Genomic DNA, 16,770 nt, shown 5'->3' with positions numbered 1-16,770 from the left:
CTTTCTTTACTTCGTCATCTTGGAGAGGAATTGGGCGATGCGTGGTTGCGCCAGTCCGCCATCCGCCGCGAAGAACTGCACGGTCGGCAGGTCGGCCAGCAAGCGGCCTTGGTCGAGGAACACCACGCGGCTGGAGATCTGGCGGGCGAATTCGATTTCGTGGGTGACGAACAGCATGGTGGTGCCGTCCGCCGCCAGCTTGGCGAGAATCTCCAGCACCTCGGCGGTCATTTCAGGATCGAGCGCGCTGGTGACTTCATCAAGCAGCAGATAGCGCGGCTTCATCGCCAAGGCGCGGCAGATGCCGACGCGCTGGCGCTGCCCGCCGGAGAGCTGGGACGGGAAAGCGTGCGCGTGGCCCGCCAGTCCGACGGCGGCCAGCAATGCAGTCGCTGTCTCCTCGGCCTCGCGGCGCGGCACTTTCAGCACTTCCATCGGCGCCAGCGTGATGTTTTGCAGCGCCGTCATGTGCGGGTACAGGTTGAACATCTGGAATACCGTGCCGGAGCAGCGGCGTGCCAGTTGCAGCTGCGTCGGATCGCTGACATCGTGGCCATCTACCGAGATGCTGCCGCCGTCGAGCCGTTCAAGGCCGTTGATGCAGCGGATCAGCGTTGATTTGCCGGAGCCGCTGGCCCCAAGCACCGACACCACTTCGCCCGGCGCGATGCGCAGGTCTATGCCATTGAGCACGGTGTTGGCGCCGAAGCGCTTGGTCGCGCCGTCGATCAGTATCATGCTACAAACCCTTCCATTGACTATGTGCGCGCAGACGTGTCTCGGCGGCAGCGCAAGCCTTGGCGATCAGCCGCGCCATGAGGTAGTACAGCAGTCCGATCACGGTCCAGACGATGAAGGGCTTCAGCGTGCGCAGGTTGAGAATCGCGCCAACCTTGGTCAGGTCAACCACGCCGATCACGGAGATCAGCGACGTCACCTGCAACTGGTTGATCAACAGCCCGGCCAGCGGGCCGAGGCCGAACGCCGCCGCTTGCGGCGCGATCACGCGGCGCAGGATTTGCCAGCGGCTCAAGCCAAACACGCGCGCGGTTTCCAGTTGCTCGCGTCCCACCGATTCGATGGCCGATACCGCAATCACGTAGATAAACGCCGCCGTGTTGGCGGATAGCGTAATGAGCGCGGCCTGCACCGGCGTCAGGTCGGTTTCCAGCAGCACCGGCAGGCCGAAGAACACCAGGAACAGCTGCACCAGCACCGGCGAATTTTTCAGCAGCTCGGCGAGGCCAGTCACCAGTTGCGCCAGCAGCGGCGCGCGGTAGTAGCGCAGCATGGCCCAGGCCAAGCCGATCGCCAGGCCGATGACCGTGGTGGCGGCAAATAGCGCGACCGATACGCCCAGGCCTTGCAGCAGAAGCAGCAGATCGTGTGGGGTGAAATCGGTGTAGCGCATCAGCCGGGATTCCGGTTCAGGCGGCGGTGCAGGGCGCCGGCGGACAGCGATACCAGCCAGGTCATCACTGCGTAGGCCAGCAGGAGCAGGGCGTAGACCTCGAACGGCTGGAAGGTGTCGGCAGCGACGATCTTGGCGCTGCCGGTCAATTCATTGAGCGTGATTGCCGACAGGATGGACGAGGTCAATATCAGATTGACGAACACGGCGCCCAGCGGCCGCACCGCGCTGCGCAGGGCGATGGGCAGCACGATGCGGCGGTAAATGGTGAAGCGCGACAGGCCGCTGACCTGCGCCGCTTCCAGCACGCCCGGCTCAATCGCCAGGATGCCGGAACGGATCACGTCTGAAGTGAACGCGCCGCCTGCCAGCGACAGGGCCAGCACGCCGGTGCCAAAGGCGCTCAGCTCGACGCCGATTTCAGGCAAGCCGTAAAACAGGAAGAACAGTTGAACGATGAAGGGAACGTTGCGGAAGATGTCGACGTAAAGCTCGGCCGCGCGGCGGGCCAGCGGCGATGCCGCAGTACGCATCAGCGCCGCCCCGACGCCCAGTGCCAAGCCGCCGGTAAGGGCGAGCGCGCAGGCGAGCGCGGTCAGCCGCGCGCCGGCTGCCAAATCGCCAAAATAAGGCGCAAGAGGCGTTATATCGAACGTCAAACAGGCAGCTCCCACTCAAAAGTGAAACCGGTTTCACTAGCATCTTGGCGAGTGTCACACAAACCGGCTTGCATTTCAAGGGTCAGGCCAGCAGGGCGGCCTTGAGCGCGGCGACTTTCTGGCTGCTGGTGCGGCGGCGGTTGCCGGTATCGAAGCCCAGGGCCAGCACTGGCGGCGCTACAGGGGGCAGCGGTTCCGAACAGGAGGCGTGGATGTCGGTCAGTGGCAACTGCGCGCGCAGCAAGGACACATTGCCGGCGTTGACGCCGGCGCCGGGCATGATGGCGATGCGTCCGGCTGCCGCGTCGAAGCAGCGCTGCAAGCCAGCCAGGCCTGCCGGCGCGCTGGTGGCGCCGCCGGAGGTCAAAATGCGTTCGAAGCCTAGTTCGATGGCGATGTGGGTCGCCTGCGCCAAGTCCGGGCACAGGTCGATGGCGCGGTGCAGTGTGCAGCGCAGTCCATGGCGCTGTGCGCGGCGCACCAACCGTTCCAGCGTGCTGCGGTCTAACTGGTTGTCCGCCAGAGACGCGCCCAGCACCACGCCTTGCAGACCGGCGGCAGCAACAGCGTCGATGTCGTTCAGCATCTGCGCAATTTCGGCATCGCTGAAGCAGAAGTCGCCTCCGCGCGGACGTATCATCGCCACCACCGGTATCGGGCTGGCCGAGGCCACCTGCAGCAGGCCGGCGCTGGGCGTCAGGCCGCCGATTTCCAGCGCGCTGCATAATTCGATGCGGTCGGCGCCGCCGGCCACCGCTGCGGCCAAGCCGTCGGCACTGTCGATGCAGACTTCCAGCACGATGGCGTCAGTCATGGCTGATCCCCAGTTGTTCCAATCCCAGCCATGCTGCGCCGATCAGGCCCGGTTCGGTGCCGGACTGGCCGGGAACGATGATGGGCGCCGTGGTCTTGCGCAGGATGGCGGCGCGCACCGCCTGGTCGAGCCGCGCAATCAGCGGTGCGCTGTTGGCCAGGCCGCCGCCAACCGGCAGGATCGATGCGCCCAAGGTGTTGACCAGCATGGCCAGCGGGCCGCTCAACAGGTCGATGTAGCAATTGATGGTGTGGCTGGCGTGGGCGTCACCAGCCAGCCAGTTGTTGATGATCGCGTGACTGTCCAGCGGCTGCTGGTGGAGGGCGAGGTGCAGGCGCTCCAGGCCGCGCGCGCCGCCGACCGTGTCCACGCAACCGACTTGGCCGCAGCCGCAGGCAAAGCGGGGAATCGCTTGCGGCGGCCTGCCCGCAAACTGCGCCGCCACCGGGCCGTGGCCCCACTCGCCGGCGAAGCCGCCCGGCCCGGCGATCAATTTGCCGTTGATAACCAGACCGCCGCCTACGCCGGTGCCCAAAATTAGTCCAAACACGTTGGCATGGCCGCGCCCGGCCCCGGCGTGCGCTTCCGCCAGCGCGAAACTGTCGGCGTCGTTGATGATCCACACCGGCAGGCCGAGGGCAGCCGCGAGGTCGCTTGCCAGCGCGCGGCCGTCGATGCAGGGAATGTTGGCGCACTTGATGCGGCCGTCGGCAGGATCGATCACCCCGGCGATTGAAATGGCGATGCCGCGCGATGGGCCGCCATCCAGCACCAATGCCTTCATGACCGCTGTGAACGCGGCAAAGTCGTTGACGGGAGTAGGGACGCGCTGCAGGGCGCCGACCCGGCCGTCCGCTGTGGCGACGGCGCACTTGATGGCACTGCCACCGATATCGAAACAGGTAATCATGTCGCAAATCATAGCAGTTGTGTCATACTGCCGCGTTTTTGGCGTTCAAGGGATGCCAGATTAGCCACACGCACGGTAGGGAAAACAATAGAGGAGTAGTTGTGAGTATTTTTAGAACCAAGGATTTCGATGCCATGCGCGCCGCTAGCGCGACTGGCGGCCTGAAAAAGGTGCTGGGCCCGGTCGATCTGGTGTTGATGGGCATCGGCGCCATTGTCGGCACCGGTATCTTTGTCCTGACCGGCAGCGGCGCGACGACGGCTGGCCCGGCGTTGGCGCTGTCGTTCGTGGTGGCGGCGTTTGCCTGCGGCTTTGCGGCGCTGTGCTACGCGGAATTCGCGTCCATCCTGCCGGTGGCCGGCGGTATCTACACCTACAGCTACGCCATCCTCGGCGAACTGGTCGCGTGGATGATCGGCTGGGACTTGATTCTTGAATACGGCTTGGTGACGTCGGCCGTGTCGGTCGGCTGGTCGGGCTACTTCCAATCGCTGCTGAGCGGCTTTGGTTTGCACATCCCGGTCGCCCTGTCGGCCGCGCCGGGCGCGATTCCGGGCGTGACCACCTTCTTCAATCTGCCGGCCTTCCTGATCATGATGGTGCTGACCGTCATGCTGTCGCTGGGCGTGCGCGAATCGGCCCGCATCAACAACATCATGGTGGTGGTGAAGATTGGCGTGGTGCTGCTGTTTATCTTCGTTGGTGCGCGCCACGTGGCGCCGGCTAACTGGCAGCCGTTCATGCCGTACGGTATGAATGGCGTGATGAGCGCGGCGGCCCTGGTGTTCTTCGCTTTCATCGGCTTCGACGCCGTCACCACGGCGGCGGAAGAAGTGAAAAATCCGAAGCGCGACCTGCCGATCGGCATTATCGGCTCACTGGCCGTGTGCACCGTGCTGTACGTGATCGTGACCGGCATCATGACCGGCATCGTGCCGTTCACCCAGTTCAAGGGCATCGACCACCCGGTCTCGCTGGCGCTGCAATTTGCCGGTGAAAACTGGTTTGCCGGTTTCGTCGACCTCGGCGCGATCCTGGGCATGAGTACTGTGATCCTGGTGATGGCCTTCGGCCAAAGCCGCGTGCTGTACGCGATGTCGCGCGACGGCCTGCTGCCGAAAAAACTGTCGGCCCTGAACGGCGCTGGTACGCCTATCGTGGCAACGTGGCTGGTCGGTATCGTGTTCGGCCTGCTGGGCGCGCTGGTGCCGCTGCAAGTGCTGGGCGAGCTGGCCAACATCGGCACTTTGGCTGCGTTCTGCCTGGTGTCGCTGGCCGTGATCGTGCTGCGCAAGAAGCGTCCTGATTTGCCGCGCGCATTCCGCTGCCCGGGCGTGCCAGTGATTCCCGTACTGGCCATTGTGTTCTGCGGCGCGCTGATGATCTTCCTGAGCGCCGTGACGTGGATTGCCTTCACCGTCTGGCTGGCGATCGGCTTGGTGGTATATTTCACCTACGCCCGCCACAATTCGCTGCTGAATAAGGGCTGATCGTTCATCGATAGGAGAGGGGAGCTTATGGTGCTGTTTCGCATGATCGCATTCATCGCAATGTGTATCTCTGGCCTGACGGCGCAAGCTCACCCTACCTCTCCCATCAAAGTCGCCGGCGGCCAGATCGCCGGCGCGCATGCCGATGGTGTGAACACGTATTTCGGCATTCCCTACGCCGCGCCGCCGGTCGGCAAGCTGCGCTGGCGTGCGCCGCAGCCGGTGTCGCCGTGGCAGGGCGTGCGGCAGGCCACCAGCTTCTCCGCTGCCTGCGCCCAGACCGCCGTCTGGATCACCGATCCCAAAAGTGAAGACTGCCTATACCTGAACGTGTGGGCGCCGGAGCAGGCCGATAAGCTGCCGGTGCTGGTCTGGATCCACGGCGGCGGCTATTACGGCGGCACAGGTTCGCAGCCGGGCTTCAACGGCGCCAACCTCGCCAAGCGCGGCGCCATTGTGGTGACCATCAACTACCGCCTCGGCATCTTCGGCTTTTTCGCCCATCCCGAATTGAAAGATGAATCCGGCAACCAGGGCTTGCGCGACCAGATCGCTGCGCTGCACTGGGTGAAGGACAATATCGCGGCCTTCGGCGGCGATCCGGGTCGCGTCACCATCTTTGGTGAATCGGCCGGCGGCATCTCGGTCGGCATCCTGATGGCGTCGCCGATGGCCAAGGGCCTGTTCCACCGCGCCATCGCCCAAAGCGGCAATGCCGGCTGGCCGATGCATCCCGGCGAACGCAGCGCCTACGAACAAAAAACCGTGGAAGCCACCGGCGTGGCCTTGGCCAAGACCGTCGGCGCAAAAGACCTGGCCGCGCTGCGCGCCATGAGCGTTGAGACTTTGCACAAGCAGCCATGGAGCGCGCGCGTGAGCGTTGACGGCCGCGTGCTGAGCGAAGACCAAACCAGCCTGTATCGCAATCATCATCAGAACGACGTGCCGCTGCTGGTCGGCTGGAATGCGCAGGAAGGCCGTGATCTTGCGCCGGAAATTCTCAACACCAGCGAGTTCACTGCGGCGCGCTACAAGGAACTGGTAACCAAGCTGCTGGGCCGCGCACCATCCGAGTCCTTGCTCGCGGCCTATCCCGCCGCCACCGATGCGCAAGCCAAGGCTGCAATCGAACAATTGACCTCCGATTGGTGGGGCTGGCGCAAAGTGTATTGGGCCGGGCTGCAAGCCAAGTACGGCCACGCCAAGGCTTACGTCTACTACTTCACCCATCGTCCCGCCGAGCCGTTGACGCCGTGCGGCTACGGCTGCGGCGCCGGCCACGGCGCGGAAATCCGCTACGTGTTCGACAACCTCGATCAAGACCAACGCCCATGGAGCGCGGCGGATCGCCGGGTGGCGGCGCGTATGGCAGACGCCTGGGTGCAATTCGCCCGCACCGGCAGCCTGCCGGGTTGGCCAGCGTTTAACGGCGCCAGTTCCTCCATCGTCCGCATCGGCGAAGCGCAAGACCGCTTGCCCGAGTTTTCCCTATTTGAATAAGCGTAGCTGCTAGTGTCGTCGTTACCAGAGCCTATCCCCGCCAGAAAATCCCGTAAAGCCCCGCAGGCCGAGGCCTTGCTGGCGGCCGCTTGCGGTCTCGTCAGTAGCGAAGGGCTGGCTGGGCTGGGCCTGCGTCCGCTGGCGGAAGCGCTCGGCGTGTCGGTGACCGTGCTGACTAGCCACTACGGCGCGCGCGCCGACGTCATGGCCGCCATTTGCGATGCCGCCCGCCTGCATGACCAGCGCGAAATGGCGCGCTGGCGCTCGTTGCTTTCCGAACTGGGCCCGTTCTCGCCAGCCCTCGCCGCCGAGCTGGCGGAGACCATGTTGGACGAGTTGGCCATACAGCAGCGCGCCTTGTCGCTGCTATATCTTGAGTTGCTGCACGTCTGCACGTGGGACGCATCGCTGCAACCGGCATTTGCCGCCTGGTCGAGCGAGCGGCGCCGTTTCTGGCAAGAGTTCGCCGATCGCGCTGCGCTGATGCCGGCCTTGGTGAAGTGCGGCTGGTGGTATGGCTATGTCGTGGCCGAGCTGGCGTACAGCGTTGCGTTAGGCCCTGTGACGTCTTACCGGATGCTGCGCCGGCTGTGCTTGCGCCGCCTGTTTGCCGGCGGCCTCGCCAGCCGGGGCGAGGATAGCGACGGCGCGCTGTTTGCTTTGCTGCTAGGGCAGATGCAGATTGAAGGCCTGCATGATGAAAAGCCCGATGCACGCGCTCCCGCCTGGGATGCGCCGGCCGCGCGCGCTTGCGGCCGGCGGCTGGCGGCGCAAGGCGCGCAAGGCTTGACCCATCGCGCCATCGCCAGCGATATCGGCATTCCGCACACCACGCTGAGCTACCGCTATCCGGCCCAGCGCGATTTAGTGATTGCGGGACTGGAATCGATCGTCGCACATATCCGTTTTGCCGTTGATGCCGACAGCCTGAGCGAACTACAGCGCTTGCGGGTGGAGGGCGACGGCAAGCAGCTGGATCTGGCGCGCGCCAATTTCGCCGTCGCGCTGGCGGCCACGCACATGCCGGAGCTGGCCACCTACACGGCCGACATGCGCAGCCGGCGCGGCAACAATCTGGCGAAAGTCTTCCTGAAGTATTTGCCGCAGGCGCGCGGCATTGATGCGCTGTGCGCGCAAGTGATCTCGATGGGATTGACGGGACTCACCAACACTGAGCCGGCCGGCGAGGCGTCCGAGCAGACGGTGGCCGCTGCCTTTGGGGCAGCGGCGCAATGGCTACAGCAAAACCAAACCTGAACTTACTCGGCGTAAGCCCACAATTCGAGCGGCGTGCTGCCGCTGTAGGCCAGCAGGCGGAAAGCGGCTGGCGCATAGTCGCTATCAACCACCAGATATCCATCCGACTGAGACGGCAGGTCGCCGCACGCGGAGGCTACCAACGACAATTTCAGCGTGTTCGGCAGCGGCGACGTGGCCAGCTTGCCGGACAGCTTGCAGCTGGTGCTACCAGCGACGATCTCACCACTGGCATTAACGCTGAACGCCGCCGCCGCGCCGCTCGAAAGTCGCACCGTGTAGCTGCGCGTAATGGCTGCGAAGTTGAGTACAGACGAGGTCAGCGCGGTGCTGTTCAGTAGTTCCAGCGAGATGTCTTGCGTTGGCGCTGGCGTCATTTGCCAGCTGCCGCCCGCATCGCGGCGGTACAGGGCAGTAGCTTGCTGCGCGCTGTTGTTGAGCACCAGCAGGCGGCTGCCATCGGCGGCCGAATAGTAGCGGCCTGCGGTTGGGTTGGCGGCGTCGCCCGAGCTGACGGCGTACATGCCGGCCGCCAGGTCGGTCACTTTGACCACCGGCTTGGCGGCTTGGTTATCGCTGCCGCAAGCGCTCAGCAGCAGGGCGGCTGCGCAGGCCGCGAGGGTAAGGTGACGGTTCATGGCGCGGCTCACTGGGCAAACAGGTCACGCAGGCGCAAGCGCAGCCACTGCTGGCCGGCAGGACGGTGCTCGTAGCCGATTTGCATGGCGCTGACCGCAATCTTGGTCTTGTAGACGACGGCTTCATCTTCAGCTTGATCGGCAGTAGCGGCTGGCGGCAGCGAGCCGCTCAAGCCCCATGGCGCGGCGCTGCTGAATTTCAGCGCATAGGTATCGTAGGTGCCGATGCGCGAGAACGACCATGGGCTGCTGGCGCTGACGCCGTTCGGGAAGTTGACGTTGAGTGCGGTGCCTGCTGGCAGCAGGGCCGAGCTGCCAGCCTTCGCTTGCAACGCGGCGATCAGCTTGACGCTCAATTGCGCCACGGTCTTGGAGCCGGCGGCGGCCAGGCTGGTGTTGTCGACGGTATCGGTGCCGGCGCTGAGCGCGATGGCGGGAATGCCGCGACCGGCGGCAAACTGGGCGTTGCCGATGGTGCCCGAGTTAATCACCACCTTGCCGACGTTCTGGCCTTCGTTGGGGCCGGACAGTACCAGATCCGGCGCCTTGCCCCAGCGCGCGGTCGCCAGCACGTCGAGGCCGTACATGGTCGCCATCACTGGCGTGCCGTGTACGTAGTTGTAATCGCCGTTGGTGTAGCCGCTCTTGGTGAACGGGCCCACGGCCGGCGCGCCGGTAGGGGCGGCGCCGTTGTGGCAGCCGCCTTCGGCTTCGATCTGGGTCTTGTCGTTGTCCGGGATGACGGTGGTGGCGCTGTACATCACGATGGCGGCGCTGCGGCCGCTCTGGCCGGTACACGGTACGGATACGATCACGGAATGGCCGGCGGCCTTCAGTTCTTCATACAAAGCCTTGGTGTTGCTGGTCAGGCCATCGTCATTGACGAGGACGATATTCAGGGCAAAGGCAGGGCTGGCGCACAAGGCCAGCGCGGCGCTGATGGCTAAACGTTTCATGGATTTGCTTGCTCTCTCAACGTGGAAAAACCGTGAGGATAAGAAAACTTTATGACGGCGTTATGACATCTGTACGATATAAATTTGCTATATGGATGGCTAAAAAATACAGTTGTACGATTTATTGACTGAATCTATGTCAAAAAAAATGCCCGCACGAGGCGGGCATCTTGGACTGGAAGGAACGAGATTTATTGCTCAGGGAAGGCGTTGGTGGCTTTCGAGCCCCACACTGCATAGAACAGCACGTACAGTTCGCAGGCGGCGGTCAGCAGGAAGGAGGTTTGCAGGCCGACGGTGTCGGCCAGCCAGCCTTGCACCACTACCAGCGCGCCGCCGGCAATCGCCATGATCAGCAGGCCGGCGCCTTCCTCGGTCAGCGGGCCCAGGCCTTTGATACCCAGCGTGAAGATGGTCGGGAACATCACCGAGTGGAACAGGCCGACCGAGATCAGCGCCCACATCGCCACGCTACCAGTGCCCAGCGTCGCGATCATCATGACGATAAACGCGCCGATCGCGCAGAAGGCCAGCACGCGCTCGGCGGTGGTCTTGTTCATGGCCCATGCGCCGATGAAACGGCCCACCATCATGCCGCCCCACAGCAGGAACAGGTAATGCGCGCCTTGCTCGTGGCTCAGGCCGCCGATTTCCGGCTGCGCGGTGAAGTTGATGAACAGGTTGGCCACGCCGATTTCAGCAATCAGGTAGATGAAGATGGCCGGGATGCCGAACACCAGGTTGCGATGCTTCCACAGCGACATCTGCTTGCGCTCGTCGCCCGAGACGCGGCTGGTGTTGTGGTGCATGGCCGGCATCGGGAAGCGCGCAATCACCAGCGCCAGGATCACCAGCACGGCCGCGACGATCAGGTAAGGCAGTTGCACAGCTTGCGCGTCGGCCAGCTTTTCAGCCTGGGTCAGCACATGGCCGGCTTCGGCGGTGCCGGAAGCGGAACGGCCGAGGATCAGGTAAGCGCCAAACAGCGGCGCCAGCGTCGCGCCCAGCGAGTTGAACGCCTGCACCAGGTTCAGGCGCGCCGACGCGGTCTGCGGCGAGCCGACCACGGCCACGTATGGATTGGCCGACACTTGCAGCAAGGTGATGCCGCAAGCGATCACGAACAGCGCCACCAGCGTCACGCCGTAGGACGGCAGGCGCGCGGCTGGAATCATCAGCAGGGCGCCGACCGCCATCATGCACAGGCCGATCACCATGGATTTTTGATAACCCACCCGCTCAATCAGGCGCGCCGAGGGAATCGAGGCAAAAAAGTAGGCAATAAACCACACCGACTCAATCAAGGTGGTCTGGGTGTAGTTCAAATCGAACACGCTGCGCAGGTGCGGCAGCAGCGTATTGTTGATAACGGTGATGAAACCCCACGTGAAGAACAGGCTGGTCAGCAGGGACAACACGGCGCGGTTACTGGTGGAATGGGACTGCGGCTGCACCGCGTTAGCGGTGGCGGGGAGTGGTGCTGGCATCGGGAACGTCTCTGTTAGTTTAGTTAAGCCCTCATGCTATAGCAGGGCTGGCCTGATCTCCAATGCCAAAAAAACCAAGATCGATATCATTTGGATATAGCTCGGCCCGGATTCAGCCTGGCCACGATGAAATCGACAAAAGTCCGCACCCGCAGCGACAGGTGGCGCGCATGCGGGTACAGCAGGATGAAGGGGCGCGAGGTGCCGCCGTGCTGCGGCAGCAATTCGAGCAGGGCACCGCTGGCCAGATCCTGTTCGACGATGAAACGGTAGGTCTGCACCACGCCCGCGCCGCTGCGCGCCAGCGTGACGATGCCCAGCACATCCTCCGCGCAACTGAGGCCGCCCTCGGTGACCAGATCAAGCACCGCGCCGTCGCGCATGAAGGGCCATGGAATGCGCTTGCCGGTGCTGGGCAGGTCGAATTGGATGCATTCGTGCTTGCTGAGGTCATCCAGCGATTTGGGCGTGCCGGCGCGCTTGAGGTAGGCGGGGGCGGCCACCAGCACCAGTTCGGCGTCCTCCAGCTTGCGGGCGATCAGGTTGGAATCGGCCGGCGCGCGGCCGCGGATCGCCAGGTCGTAGCCCTCGTCGGCAAAGTCGATGTTGCGGTTGCTGACGTGGATGTCGATCGTGACGTCGGGATACTTGCGGCGGAATTCGCCCAGCAGCGGCAGCAGGCGGTAGTGTGCATACGGCGTCGGCGCGCTGATGCGCAGCGGGCCGGACGGCTTGACCTGCGCGCCGGTGATCTGGCGTTCGGCCTCGGTCAGCTGCGACAGCGCTTGGCGGCATTGCTCGAAGTAGAGCCGGCCGCCGTCGGTCAGGCGGATCTGGCGCGTGGTGCGCACGAACAGGCGCACGCCCAGGCGCTCCTCCAGCCGCGAGACGGAACGGCTGACGGCAGCCGGCGTCACCCCAGCCGCAGTGGCGGCGGCGGTAAAGCTGGAAAGCTCGGCGGCAAGGCAGAACAGCTCGATGCTACCGAGTAGCACATCATCAAATTGGCGTTTCATGGCGGTCTATTCATTACATGGTGTAGCAATTGTCTTGTGTTTCAGGCTGTTTATCAAGGTACTGCGCAAAAGTAAGATGGCTTCACCTTCTTAAAACCCTGAAAGGAAACATCATGAACAAGACTGTTATTGTGACTGGCGCATCGAGCGGCATCGGCTTTGCGGTTGCCGAGGCTTACCTGAAGCGCGGCTATAACGTGGTCGGCAACGCCCGCACCATCGAGCGCCTGAAAGCGGCGGCCGACAAGCTGGGCAATCCAGCCAACTTCGTGCTGGTGCCGGGTGATATCGCCAAGCCGGAAACCGCCAAAGCGCTGTTCGAGCGTGCCGTGGCCGCTTTTGGCAAGGTCGATATCCTGGTCAACAACGCCGGCATCTTCATCGCCAAGCCGACCACCGACTACACCGAGCAAGATCTGGACGATATTCTCAACACCAACCTGAAAGGCGTGTTCTTCCCATCGCAGCAAGCGGCTGCGCACATGGGCGCCAACAAGTCGGGCCATATCGTCAACATCACCGCCAGCATTGCGATCCAGCCGAACGTGAAAGTGCCGGCCCTGCTGCCAGTGCTGATCAAGGGCGGCCTGAACAACGCCACCAAGGCGCTGGCGATTGAATTGGCGGCGTCCAACGTCAAGGTCAATGCCGTGGCGCCCGGCATCATTGCCACCCCGATGCACAGCGAGGATGAGGCGACCCAGTCCTTCTTCCGCACCTTGGCGCCAACCGGCACCACCGGCGTGACCGACGACGTGGTCAACGCCGTGCTGTACCTGACTGAATCGAACTTCACCACCGGCACCATCCTGCCCGTCGACGGCGGCGGTAGCGCTGGTACTTGGTAAATCAAAGGAGAACACCATGCCATACGTAAATATCCGCGTTACCAATGAAGGCGTGACGGCTGAACAGAAACAGCAACTGATCGAAGGTTCGACCGATTTGCTGCAGCGCGTGTTGAACAAAGACCCAGCCACCACCTTCGTCATCATCGACGAAGTGGAGACCGACAACTGGGGCGTGAACCGCGAAAACATCACCTCGCGCCGCAAACGCGAGAAGGCGGCAAAATGAAGTTGCTGTACGTGGGCGATCCCATGTGCTCGTGGTGCTATGGCTTCGGCAAGGAAATGACCGAGCTGATGGCTATGCACCCTGAGCTGGATCTGGAAATCATCGTCGGCGGCGTGCGCGCTGGCGCTACCGATGTGCTCGATCAGGCGGGCAAGGAATTCCGCCTTGGGCACTGGGCAAGGGTAGAGGCGCAGAGCGGTTTGCCGTTCAACCGCGCTGCCTTGATGGCGCGTGAGAACTTTGTCTACGACACGGAGCCGATTTGCCGTGCCGTCGTCACCGCGCGCAAGCTGGCGCCGCAAGCTGATTTGCTGGCCGTGTTCCGCGCCTTGCAGAACGCATTCTATGTTGACGGGCGTGACACCACCAATGGCCGCGTGCTGGCCGAGGTGGTAGCGGCGCAGCTGCAATTGGACGCGGAGCAGGTGCTGCAAGTGTGGGAAGAACACGACACTATAGTGCAAACCAAGGCCGACTTTGTACGTGCCCGCGCCTTGGGCGTGCGCAGCTTCCCGGCCTTGCTGCTCGATACCGACCAAGGTATTTTCGAAGTCAGTGGCGGCTATGCCCATGCGGCGCAACTGGATCAGCAGTTGCAGCGGGTAATCGCCCAGCGCGGCCTCGCAGCTTAAAGCGGTAAACCCTCAGCGCGGCGCCGGCAACGGCGCCGCGCTTTTTGTTGTGGCGTGCGACAAGTTACTGCGGCCCTTTGTATGCTGGTCTCTTTCAAACCGACAGTGCGACGGAGCACCACATGATACAGGCGACCGATGCAAACGACTCCGGGTACGAGCTGTCAGCGACCTCGCTTGCGGTGCTGGCCATGCGCGAGGAGGTGTTCGACTTGTGGTTGGCACTGGTGCGCTCCGCAGTGGAACAGGCGATTGAAGTTCCGCGGCCGTTGCTGATCAATACATTGCCGGCCTTCTACGACAATATCGCCGAAGCCATGACGCCATCGTTTCCGCGTGCTCATGGCGCCAGCCATACGACCTCAATGTCCGCCCATGGCGGTGAACGCGCGCGCATGACGCCGTTCCGGGCCGACCAGATCATCCTTGAATACCAGCTGTTCCGCGATGCCATTGCCACCGTCGCTCACCGTAATGGTGTGCTGTTCACGCCAGAAGAGTGGCAGGTAGTGGTGCAGTCTATCGACGTTGCCGTGCGCGACGCCATCCGCGAGTTCTCGGCAATACACGAGAGCATCCGCGAGCGCATGGCCGCCACGCTGTCGCACGACATGGCGAACCCACTATCGCTGATTGTAGCCGGTTCGCAACTGATTGCGTTGGCGCCGGATGTCGAAACAGCGCGCCGCACCGCCCTGAAAATCCGTAACGGCGCCACCCGTCTCGGACAGATGATGATTGAACTGGTTGACGCGCTGACCTTTGACCGTGGCGTCAAGCCGCCCTTGAGCTTGTCTCAATTCGACATCAAAGACCTGATCCATGACCTCGCGCAGGAATTCAACGTCATGGTAGGGGGCAGGGTAGAGGTGGAGGCGCCGCCGATCATCGGCTACTGGTGCAAAAGCTCCATGCTGCGCGCGCTGGAAAATTTGTTGACCAATGCCTTCAAGTACGGTGATGGCAAGCGCGTGCGGATCAAGGCAGAAGAAATCCACGGGCGCTTAATGCTCACCGTCCACAACACCGGCAACCCGGTGCCAGACGAGCAGCAGGAGCGGATCTTTGAGTATCTGCGGCGGGAAGAGAACGGCAATGGCAAACACGTGGAAGGATGGGGCATCGGCCTGCCGTTCGTGCGCAGTGTGGCCGAGGGGCACGGTGGCAGCGCCGCTGTCGACAGCGCAGCCGCGACCGGCACCACCTTCATCATCGACATTCCGGTCGATTGCCGGCCGTATGTCGCGACGGCTTAGGACTTTGCCGCGGCTTCTCTGGCGCGCTTGCGCAGCGTGGTAACCGCCGTGCCCCCGACGCCCCAGTTGTCGGTTTCCACTTCGTCGATGATGACGAAGGTAGTGGCCGGATTCTTGTTCAGCACTTTTTGCAGCAAGTCGGTCACGCCCTGAATCAATTCCTGCTTTTGCTCAGCGGTCGCACCTTCATTGGTGATGCGGATATTTACGAATGGCATAGCTTTTCTCCTTGGTTAAAAATCGTCAAATAGGCCAACAGGGCGCCGCCCAGCAGCAGCGCCGTCGATACGGCCATCGCGGCTTCGATGCCGGCCAGAATAGCAGCCGTGGTCGGCGTTGCCACCAAGGCGCCGTACACCGCCACCCCCATCGCGCCACCCACCTGGCGCGCCGTGTTCAATACTGCGGACGCCGTGCCCGCTTGCTGCTTGCTGACCGAGGCCAGGATCGAGGTGGTCATGGCCGGCACCGCCAAGCCCATGCCGGCCGGGATCAGCGCCAGCCCCGGCAGCATGGCCCAGAAACTCGCCGATTCCGAAATCCCGAATATCCCCAGCAGCGCATAGCCGCTGCCGCCGATCAAGCCGCCAATTATCATCGGCAGCCGCGAGCCAACGCGTGCTTGCAGCCAGCCGCTAGTAATGTTCGCAAACAGGAAGGTGCCGGTCAGCGGCAGGAAAATCAGTCCCGCATGCAGCACCGAGAAGCCGCGCACTTTTTGCAGGTAAAAACTCAGCACAAAGATCACGCCATAGTAAGCAAAGTTGACGAATACGCCGAACAGCACGGCTGGCGTAAAGCCGGTCAGCCTGAATAATTGCAGTGGCAGCATGGGGCCGGCGCTGCGTTGCTCAACGCGGATAAACAGCACGCCCGCCGCCACGGCCACCAGCAGCGCAGCCAGCACCGCCGGATGCGTGAGGCCCAGCGCATGCACTTCAATCACTGCGCCGATAAAAGCGGTCAGCGCAATCACGGCCAGCACTTGCCCCGGCAGGTCGAAGCTGCGCGCCGGGCCGCTGTGGCGCAGCGCCGGCACCACGCGCAGCGTCAGCCAGAAGCCGAGCACGCAAATCGGGATATTCACCCAGAAGATGCTGCGCCAGCCAAATGCCGACATCAGCAAGCCGCCCAGCACCGGCCCGGCCGCAATCGACACGCCGCCTGCCGCCGTCCACCACGCAATGGCCTTGGCCAGCATGGCGCGGTCTTGCGCGTAGACTGCATTGAGGATGGACAGCGAACTTGGCACCAGCAAGGCCGCGCCGATGCCTTGCGCAGCGCGCGCTAGGTTGAGCGACAAGGCATCCGGCGCCATCGCGCAAGCGAGCGAAGCCAGCGTGAATAGCGCAAAGCCGCCAAGGAACACGCTGCGTGAACCAAAGCGGTCGCCCATGGCGCCGGCCGACAGCAGGAACACCGCAAAACCCAGCGTATAGGCGTCGACCACCCATTGCAACTGGCTCACGCCCGCTTGCAGCTCGCGGCCGATCTCAGGCAAGGCTACATTCACAATGGTAACGTCCAGCTGGACGATGATGAAGGCAAAGCTGCAAGCGAGCAGAATGGCCAGGGATGGAGAGGATTTCATGATGACGCCCCGTGTATCGATATTGCCACTATAGGCGTAACAACGCATCATGAAAAATGAATTATACTGAATCAAT

General features: G+C 63.2%; 18 protein-coding genes. 7 read left to right on the top strand and 11 right to left on the bottom strand.

From position 1 onward, the window contains the following. Nucleotides 1-6: 6 nt before the first annotated feature. The 5 genes from GTP45_RS13790 to GTP45_RS13770 all read right to left on the bottom strand — a co-directional run bounded on the left by GTP45_RS13790 (nucleotide 7) and on the right by GTP45_RS13770 (nucleotide 3,794). Nucleotides 7-738, bottom strand: a complete 732-nt coding sequence (locus GTP45_RS13790; protein WP_161014463.1) for an amino acid ABC transporter ATP-binding protein — start codon at nucleotides 736-738, stop codon at nucleotides 7-9. Between the two features lies 1 nt (nucleotide 739). Next, a complete protein-coding gene (locus tag GTP45_RS13785; RefSeq protein ID WP_161014462.1) occupies nucleotides 740-1,411 on the bottom strand; it encodes an amino acid ABC transporter permease in 672 nt (223 codons plus the stop codon). Further along, nucleotides 1,411-2,070, bottom strand: coding sequence for an amino acid ABC transporter permease (locus tag GTP45_RS13780; protein ID WP_161014461.1), 660 nt, complete (start codon nucleotides 2,068-2,070; stop codon nucleotides 1,411-1,413). Before GTP45_RS13780 ends, GTP45_RS13785 begins: the two co-directional genes overlap by 1 nt. An 82-nt stretch (nucleotides 2,071-2,152) precedes the next feature. Next, entirely contained in the window at nucleotides 2,153-2,884 is a 732-nt protein-coding gene (locus GTP45_RS13775; protein ID WP_161014460.1) for a copper homeostasis protein CutC, read from the bottom strand. Next, nucleotides 2,877-3,794, bottom strand: a complete 918-nt coding sequence (locus GTP45_RS13770) for an ROK family protein (protein WP_161014459.1) — start codon at nucleotides 3,792-3,794, stop codon at nucleotides 2,877-2,879. The genes GTP45_RS13775 and GTP45_RS13770 overlap by 8 nt, the downstream gene beginning before the upstream one ends. 101 nt (nucleotides 3,795-3,895) lie before the next feature. Between GTP45_RS13770 and bcaP the strand changes: the two genes are divergently transcribed. Genes bcaP through GTP45_RS13755 form a run of 3 tightly spaced genes read left to right on the top strand, consistent with a single transcriptional unit; the run spans nucleotide 3,896 to nucleotide 8,041 of the window. Further along, on the top strand, nucleotides 3,896-5,284 hold the full coding sequence (gene bcaP / locus GTP45_RS13765; protein ID WP_161014458.1) for a branched-chain amino acid transporter BcaP: 1,389 nt from the start codon (nucleotides 3,896-3,898) through the stop codon (nucleotides 5,282-5,284). Nucleotides 5,285-5,326: 42 nt separating this feature from the next. Continuing rightward, nucleotides 5,327-6,784, top strand: a complete 1,458-nt coding sequence (locus tag GTP45_RS13760) for a carboxylesterase/lipase family protein (RefSeq protein ID WP_217363355.1) — start codon at nucleotides 5,327-5,329, stop codon at nucleotides 6,782-6,784. 12 nt (nucleotides 6,785-6,796) lie between these two features. Further along, nucleotides 6,797-8,041 (top strand): TetR/AcrR family transcriptional regulator, encoded by a 1,245-nt coding sequence (locus GTP45_RS13755; protein WP_161014456.1) that lies wholly within the window; start codon nucleotides 6,797-6,799, stop codon nucleotides 8,039-8,041. 2 nt (nucleotides 8,042-8,043) lie between these two features. Here GTP45_RS13755 and GTP45_RS13750 read toward each other — a convergent pair whose 3' ends face one another. The 4 genes from GTP45_RS13750 to GTP45_RS13735 all read right to left on the bottom strand — a co-directional run bounded on the left by GTP45_RS13750 (nucleotide 8,044) and on the right by GTP45_RS13735 (nucleotide 12,138). Then, on the bottom strand, nucleotides 8,044-8,679 hold the full coding sequence (locus GTP45_RS13750) for a hypothetical protein (protein ID WP_161014455.1): 636 nt from the start codon (nucleotides 8,677-8,679) through the stop codon (nucleotides 8,044-8,046). 8 nt (nucleotides 8,680-8,687) lie between these two features. Continuing rightward, nucleotides 8,688-9,635: a 5'/3'-nucleotidase SurE gene (locus GTP45_RS13745; protein ID WP_161014454.1), complete on the bottom strand. Its 948-nt coding sequence runs from the start codon at nucleotides 9,633-9,635 to the stop codon at nucleotides 8,688-8,690. Between the two features lie 191 nt (nucleotides 9,636-9,826). Beyond that, a complete protein-coding gene (locus GTP45_RS13740) occupies nucleotides 9,827-11,122 on the bottom strand; it encodes a sugar MFS transporter (protein WP_161014453.1) in 1,296 nt (431 codons plus the stop codon). Between the two features lie 86 nt (nucleotides 11,123-11,208). Then, nucleotides 11,209-12,138 carry a LysR family transcriptional regulator gene (locus tag GTP45_RS13735; RefSeq protein WP_161014452.1) on the bottom strand — a complete coding sequence of 310 codons (930 nt, stop codon included), beginning with the start codon at nucleotides 12,136-12,138 and terminating at the stop codon, nucleotides 11,209-11,211. Nucleotides 12,139-12,251: 113 nt separating this feature from the next. Between GTP45_RS13735 and GTP45_RS13730 the strand changes: the two genes are divergently transcribed. From GTP45_RS13730 to GTP45_RS13715, 4 genes are all read left to right on the top strand, one after another. Next, nucleotides 12,252-12,986, top strand: coding sequence for an SDR family NAD(P)-dependent oxidoreductase (locus GTP45_RS13730; RefSeq protein WP_161014451.1), 735 nt, complete (start codon nucleotides 12,252-12,254; stop codon nucleotides 12,984-12,986). Between the two features lie 16 nt (nucleotides 12,987-13,002). Next, a complete protein-coding gene (locus GTP45_RS13725; RefSeq protein WP_161014450.1) occupies nucleotides 13,003-13,215 on the top strand; it encodes a 2-hydroxymuconate tautomerase family protein in 213 nt (70 codons plus the stop codon). Continuing rightward, nucleotides 13,212-13,847, top strand: a complete 636-nt coding sequence (locus GTP45_RS13720) for a DsbA family protein (protein ID WP_161014449.1) — start codon at nucleotides 13,212-13,214, stop codon at nucleotides 13,845-13,847. Before GTP45_RS13725 ends, GTP45_RS13720 begins: the two co-directional genes overlap by 4 nt. A gap of 122 nt (nucleotides 13,848-13,969) precedes the next feature. Then, nucleotides 13,970-15,103, top strand: coding sequence for a sensor histidine kinase (locus GTP45_RS13715; RefSeq protein ID WP_161014448.1), 1,134 nt, complete (start codon nucleotides 13,970-13,972; stop codon nucleotides 15,101-15,103). On the opposite strand, the gene GTP45_RS13710 is transcribed toward GTP45_RS13715, so the two are convergent. Together GTP45_RS13710 and GTP45_RS13705 are read right to left on the bottom strand one after the other, a co-directional pair. Further along, nucleotides 15,100-15,321, bottom strand: coding sequence for a 2-hydroxymuconate tautomerase family protein (locus tag GTP45_RS13710; RefSeq protein ID WP_161014447.1), 222 nt, complete (start codon nucleotides 15,319-15,321; stop codon nucleotides 15,100-15,102). The genes GTP45_RS13715 and GTP45_RS13710 overlap by 4 nt on opposite strands. Next, nucleotides 15,309-16,694, bottom strand: a complete 1,386-nt coding sequence (locus GTP45_RS13705) for an MFS transporter (protein WP_161014446.1) — start codon at nucleotides 16,692-16,694, stop codon at nucleotides 15,309-15,311. The genes GTP45_RS13710 and GTP45_RS13705 overlap by 13 nt, the downstream gene beginning before the upstream one ends. Between the last annotated feature and the right edge of the window lie 76 nt (nucleotides 16,695-16,770).

Origin of the sequence: Duganella rivi, from assembly GCF_009857435.1 — a bacterium.
GTDB classification, from domain to species: domain Bacteria; phylum Pseudomonadota; class Gammaproteobacteria; order Burkholderiales; family Burkholderiaceae_D; genus Rugamonas; species Rugamonas rivi.
Note: the sequence above shows the minus strand (reverse complement) of the source record. Positions and strands in the feature narration are given on the sequence as shown.

What these genes read in the sequence shown, in the direction of transcription:
- GTP45_RS13735 (WP_161014452.1), bottom strand. Translation starts at nt 12,138, where the DNA reads ATGAAACGCCAATTTGATGATGTGCTACTCGGTAGCATCGAGCTGTTC.
- GTP45_RS13730 (WP_161014451.1), top strand. Translation starts at nt 12,252, where the DNA reads ATGAACAAGACTGTTATTGTGACTGGCGCATCGAGCGGCATCGGCTTT.
- GTP45_RS13725 (WP_161014450.1), top strand. Translation starts at nt 13,003, where the DNA reads ATGCCATACGTAAATATCCGCGTTACCAATGAAGGCGTGACGGCTGAA.
- GTP45_RS13705 (WP_161014446.1), bottom strand. Translation starts at nt 16,694, where the DNA reads ATGAAATCCTCTCCATCCCTGGCCATTCTGCTCGCTTGCAGCTTTGCC.
- GTP45_RS13775 (WP_161014460.1), bottom strand. Translation starts at nt 2,884, where the DNA reads ATGACTGACGCCATCGTGCTGGAAGTCTGCATCGACAGTGCCGACGGC.
- GTP45_RS13745 (WP_161014454.1), bottom strand. Translation starts at nt 9,635, where the DNA reads ATGAAACGTTTAGCCATCAGCGCCGCGCTGGCCTTGTGCGCCAGCCCT.
- GTP45_RS13770 (WP_161014459.1), bottom strand. Translation starts at nt 3,794, where the DNA reads ATGATTACCTGTTTCGATATCGGTGGCAGTGCCATCAAGTGCGCCGTC.
- GTP45_RS13715 (WP_161014448.1), top strand. Translation starts at nt 13,970, where the DNA reads ATGATACAGGCGACCGATGCAAACGACTCCGGGTACGAGCTGTCAGCG.
- GTP45_RS13740 (WP_161014453.1), bottom strand. Translation starts at nt 11,122, where the DNA reads ATGCCAGCACCACTCCCCGCCACCGCTAACGCGGTGCAGCCGCAGTCC.
- GTP45_RS13750 (WP_161014455.1), bottom strand. Translation starts at nt 8,679, where the DNA reads ATGAACCGTCACCTTACCCTCGCGGCCTGCGCAGCCGCCCTGCTGCTG.
- GTP45_RS13790 (WP_161014463.1), bottom strand. Translation starts at nt 738, where the DNA reads ATGATACTGATCGACGGCGCGACCAAGCGCTTCGGCGCCAACACCGTG.
- GTP45_RS13785 (WP_161014462.1), bottom strand. Translation starts at nt 1,411, where the DNA reads ATGCGCTACACCGATTTCACCCCACACGATCTGCTGCTTCTGCTGCAA.
- GTP45_RS13760 (WP_217363355.1), top strand. Translation starts at nt 5,327, where the DNA reads ATGATCGCATTCATCGCAATGTGTATCTCTGGCCTGACGGCGCAAGCT.
- GTP45_RS13720 (WP_161014449.1), top strand. Translation starts at nt 13,212, where the DNA reads ATGAAGTTGCTGTACGTGGGCGATCCCATGTGCTCGTGGTGCTATGGC.
- GTP45_RS13710 (WP_161014447.1), bottom strand. Translation starts at nt 15,321, where the DNA reads ATGCCATTCGTAAATATCCGCATCACCAATGAAGGTGCGACCGCTGAG.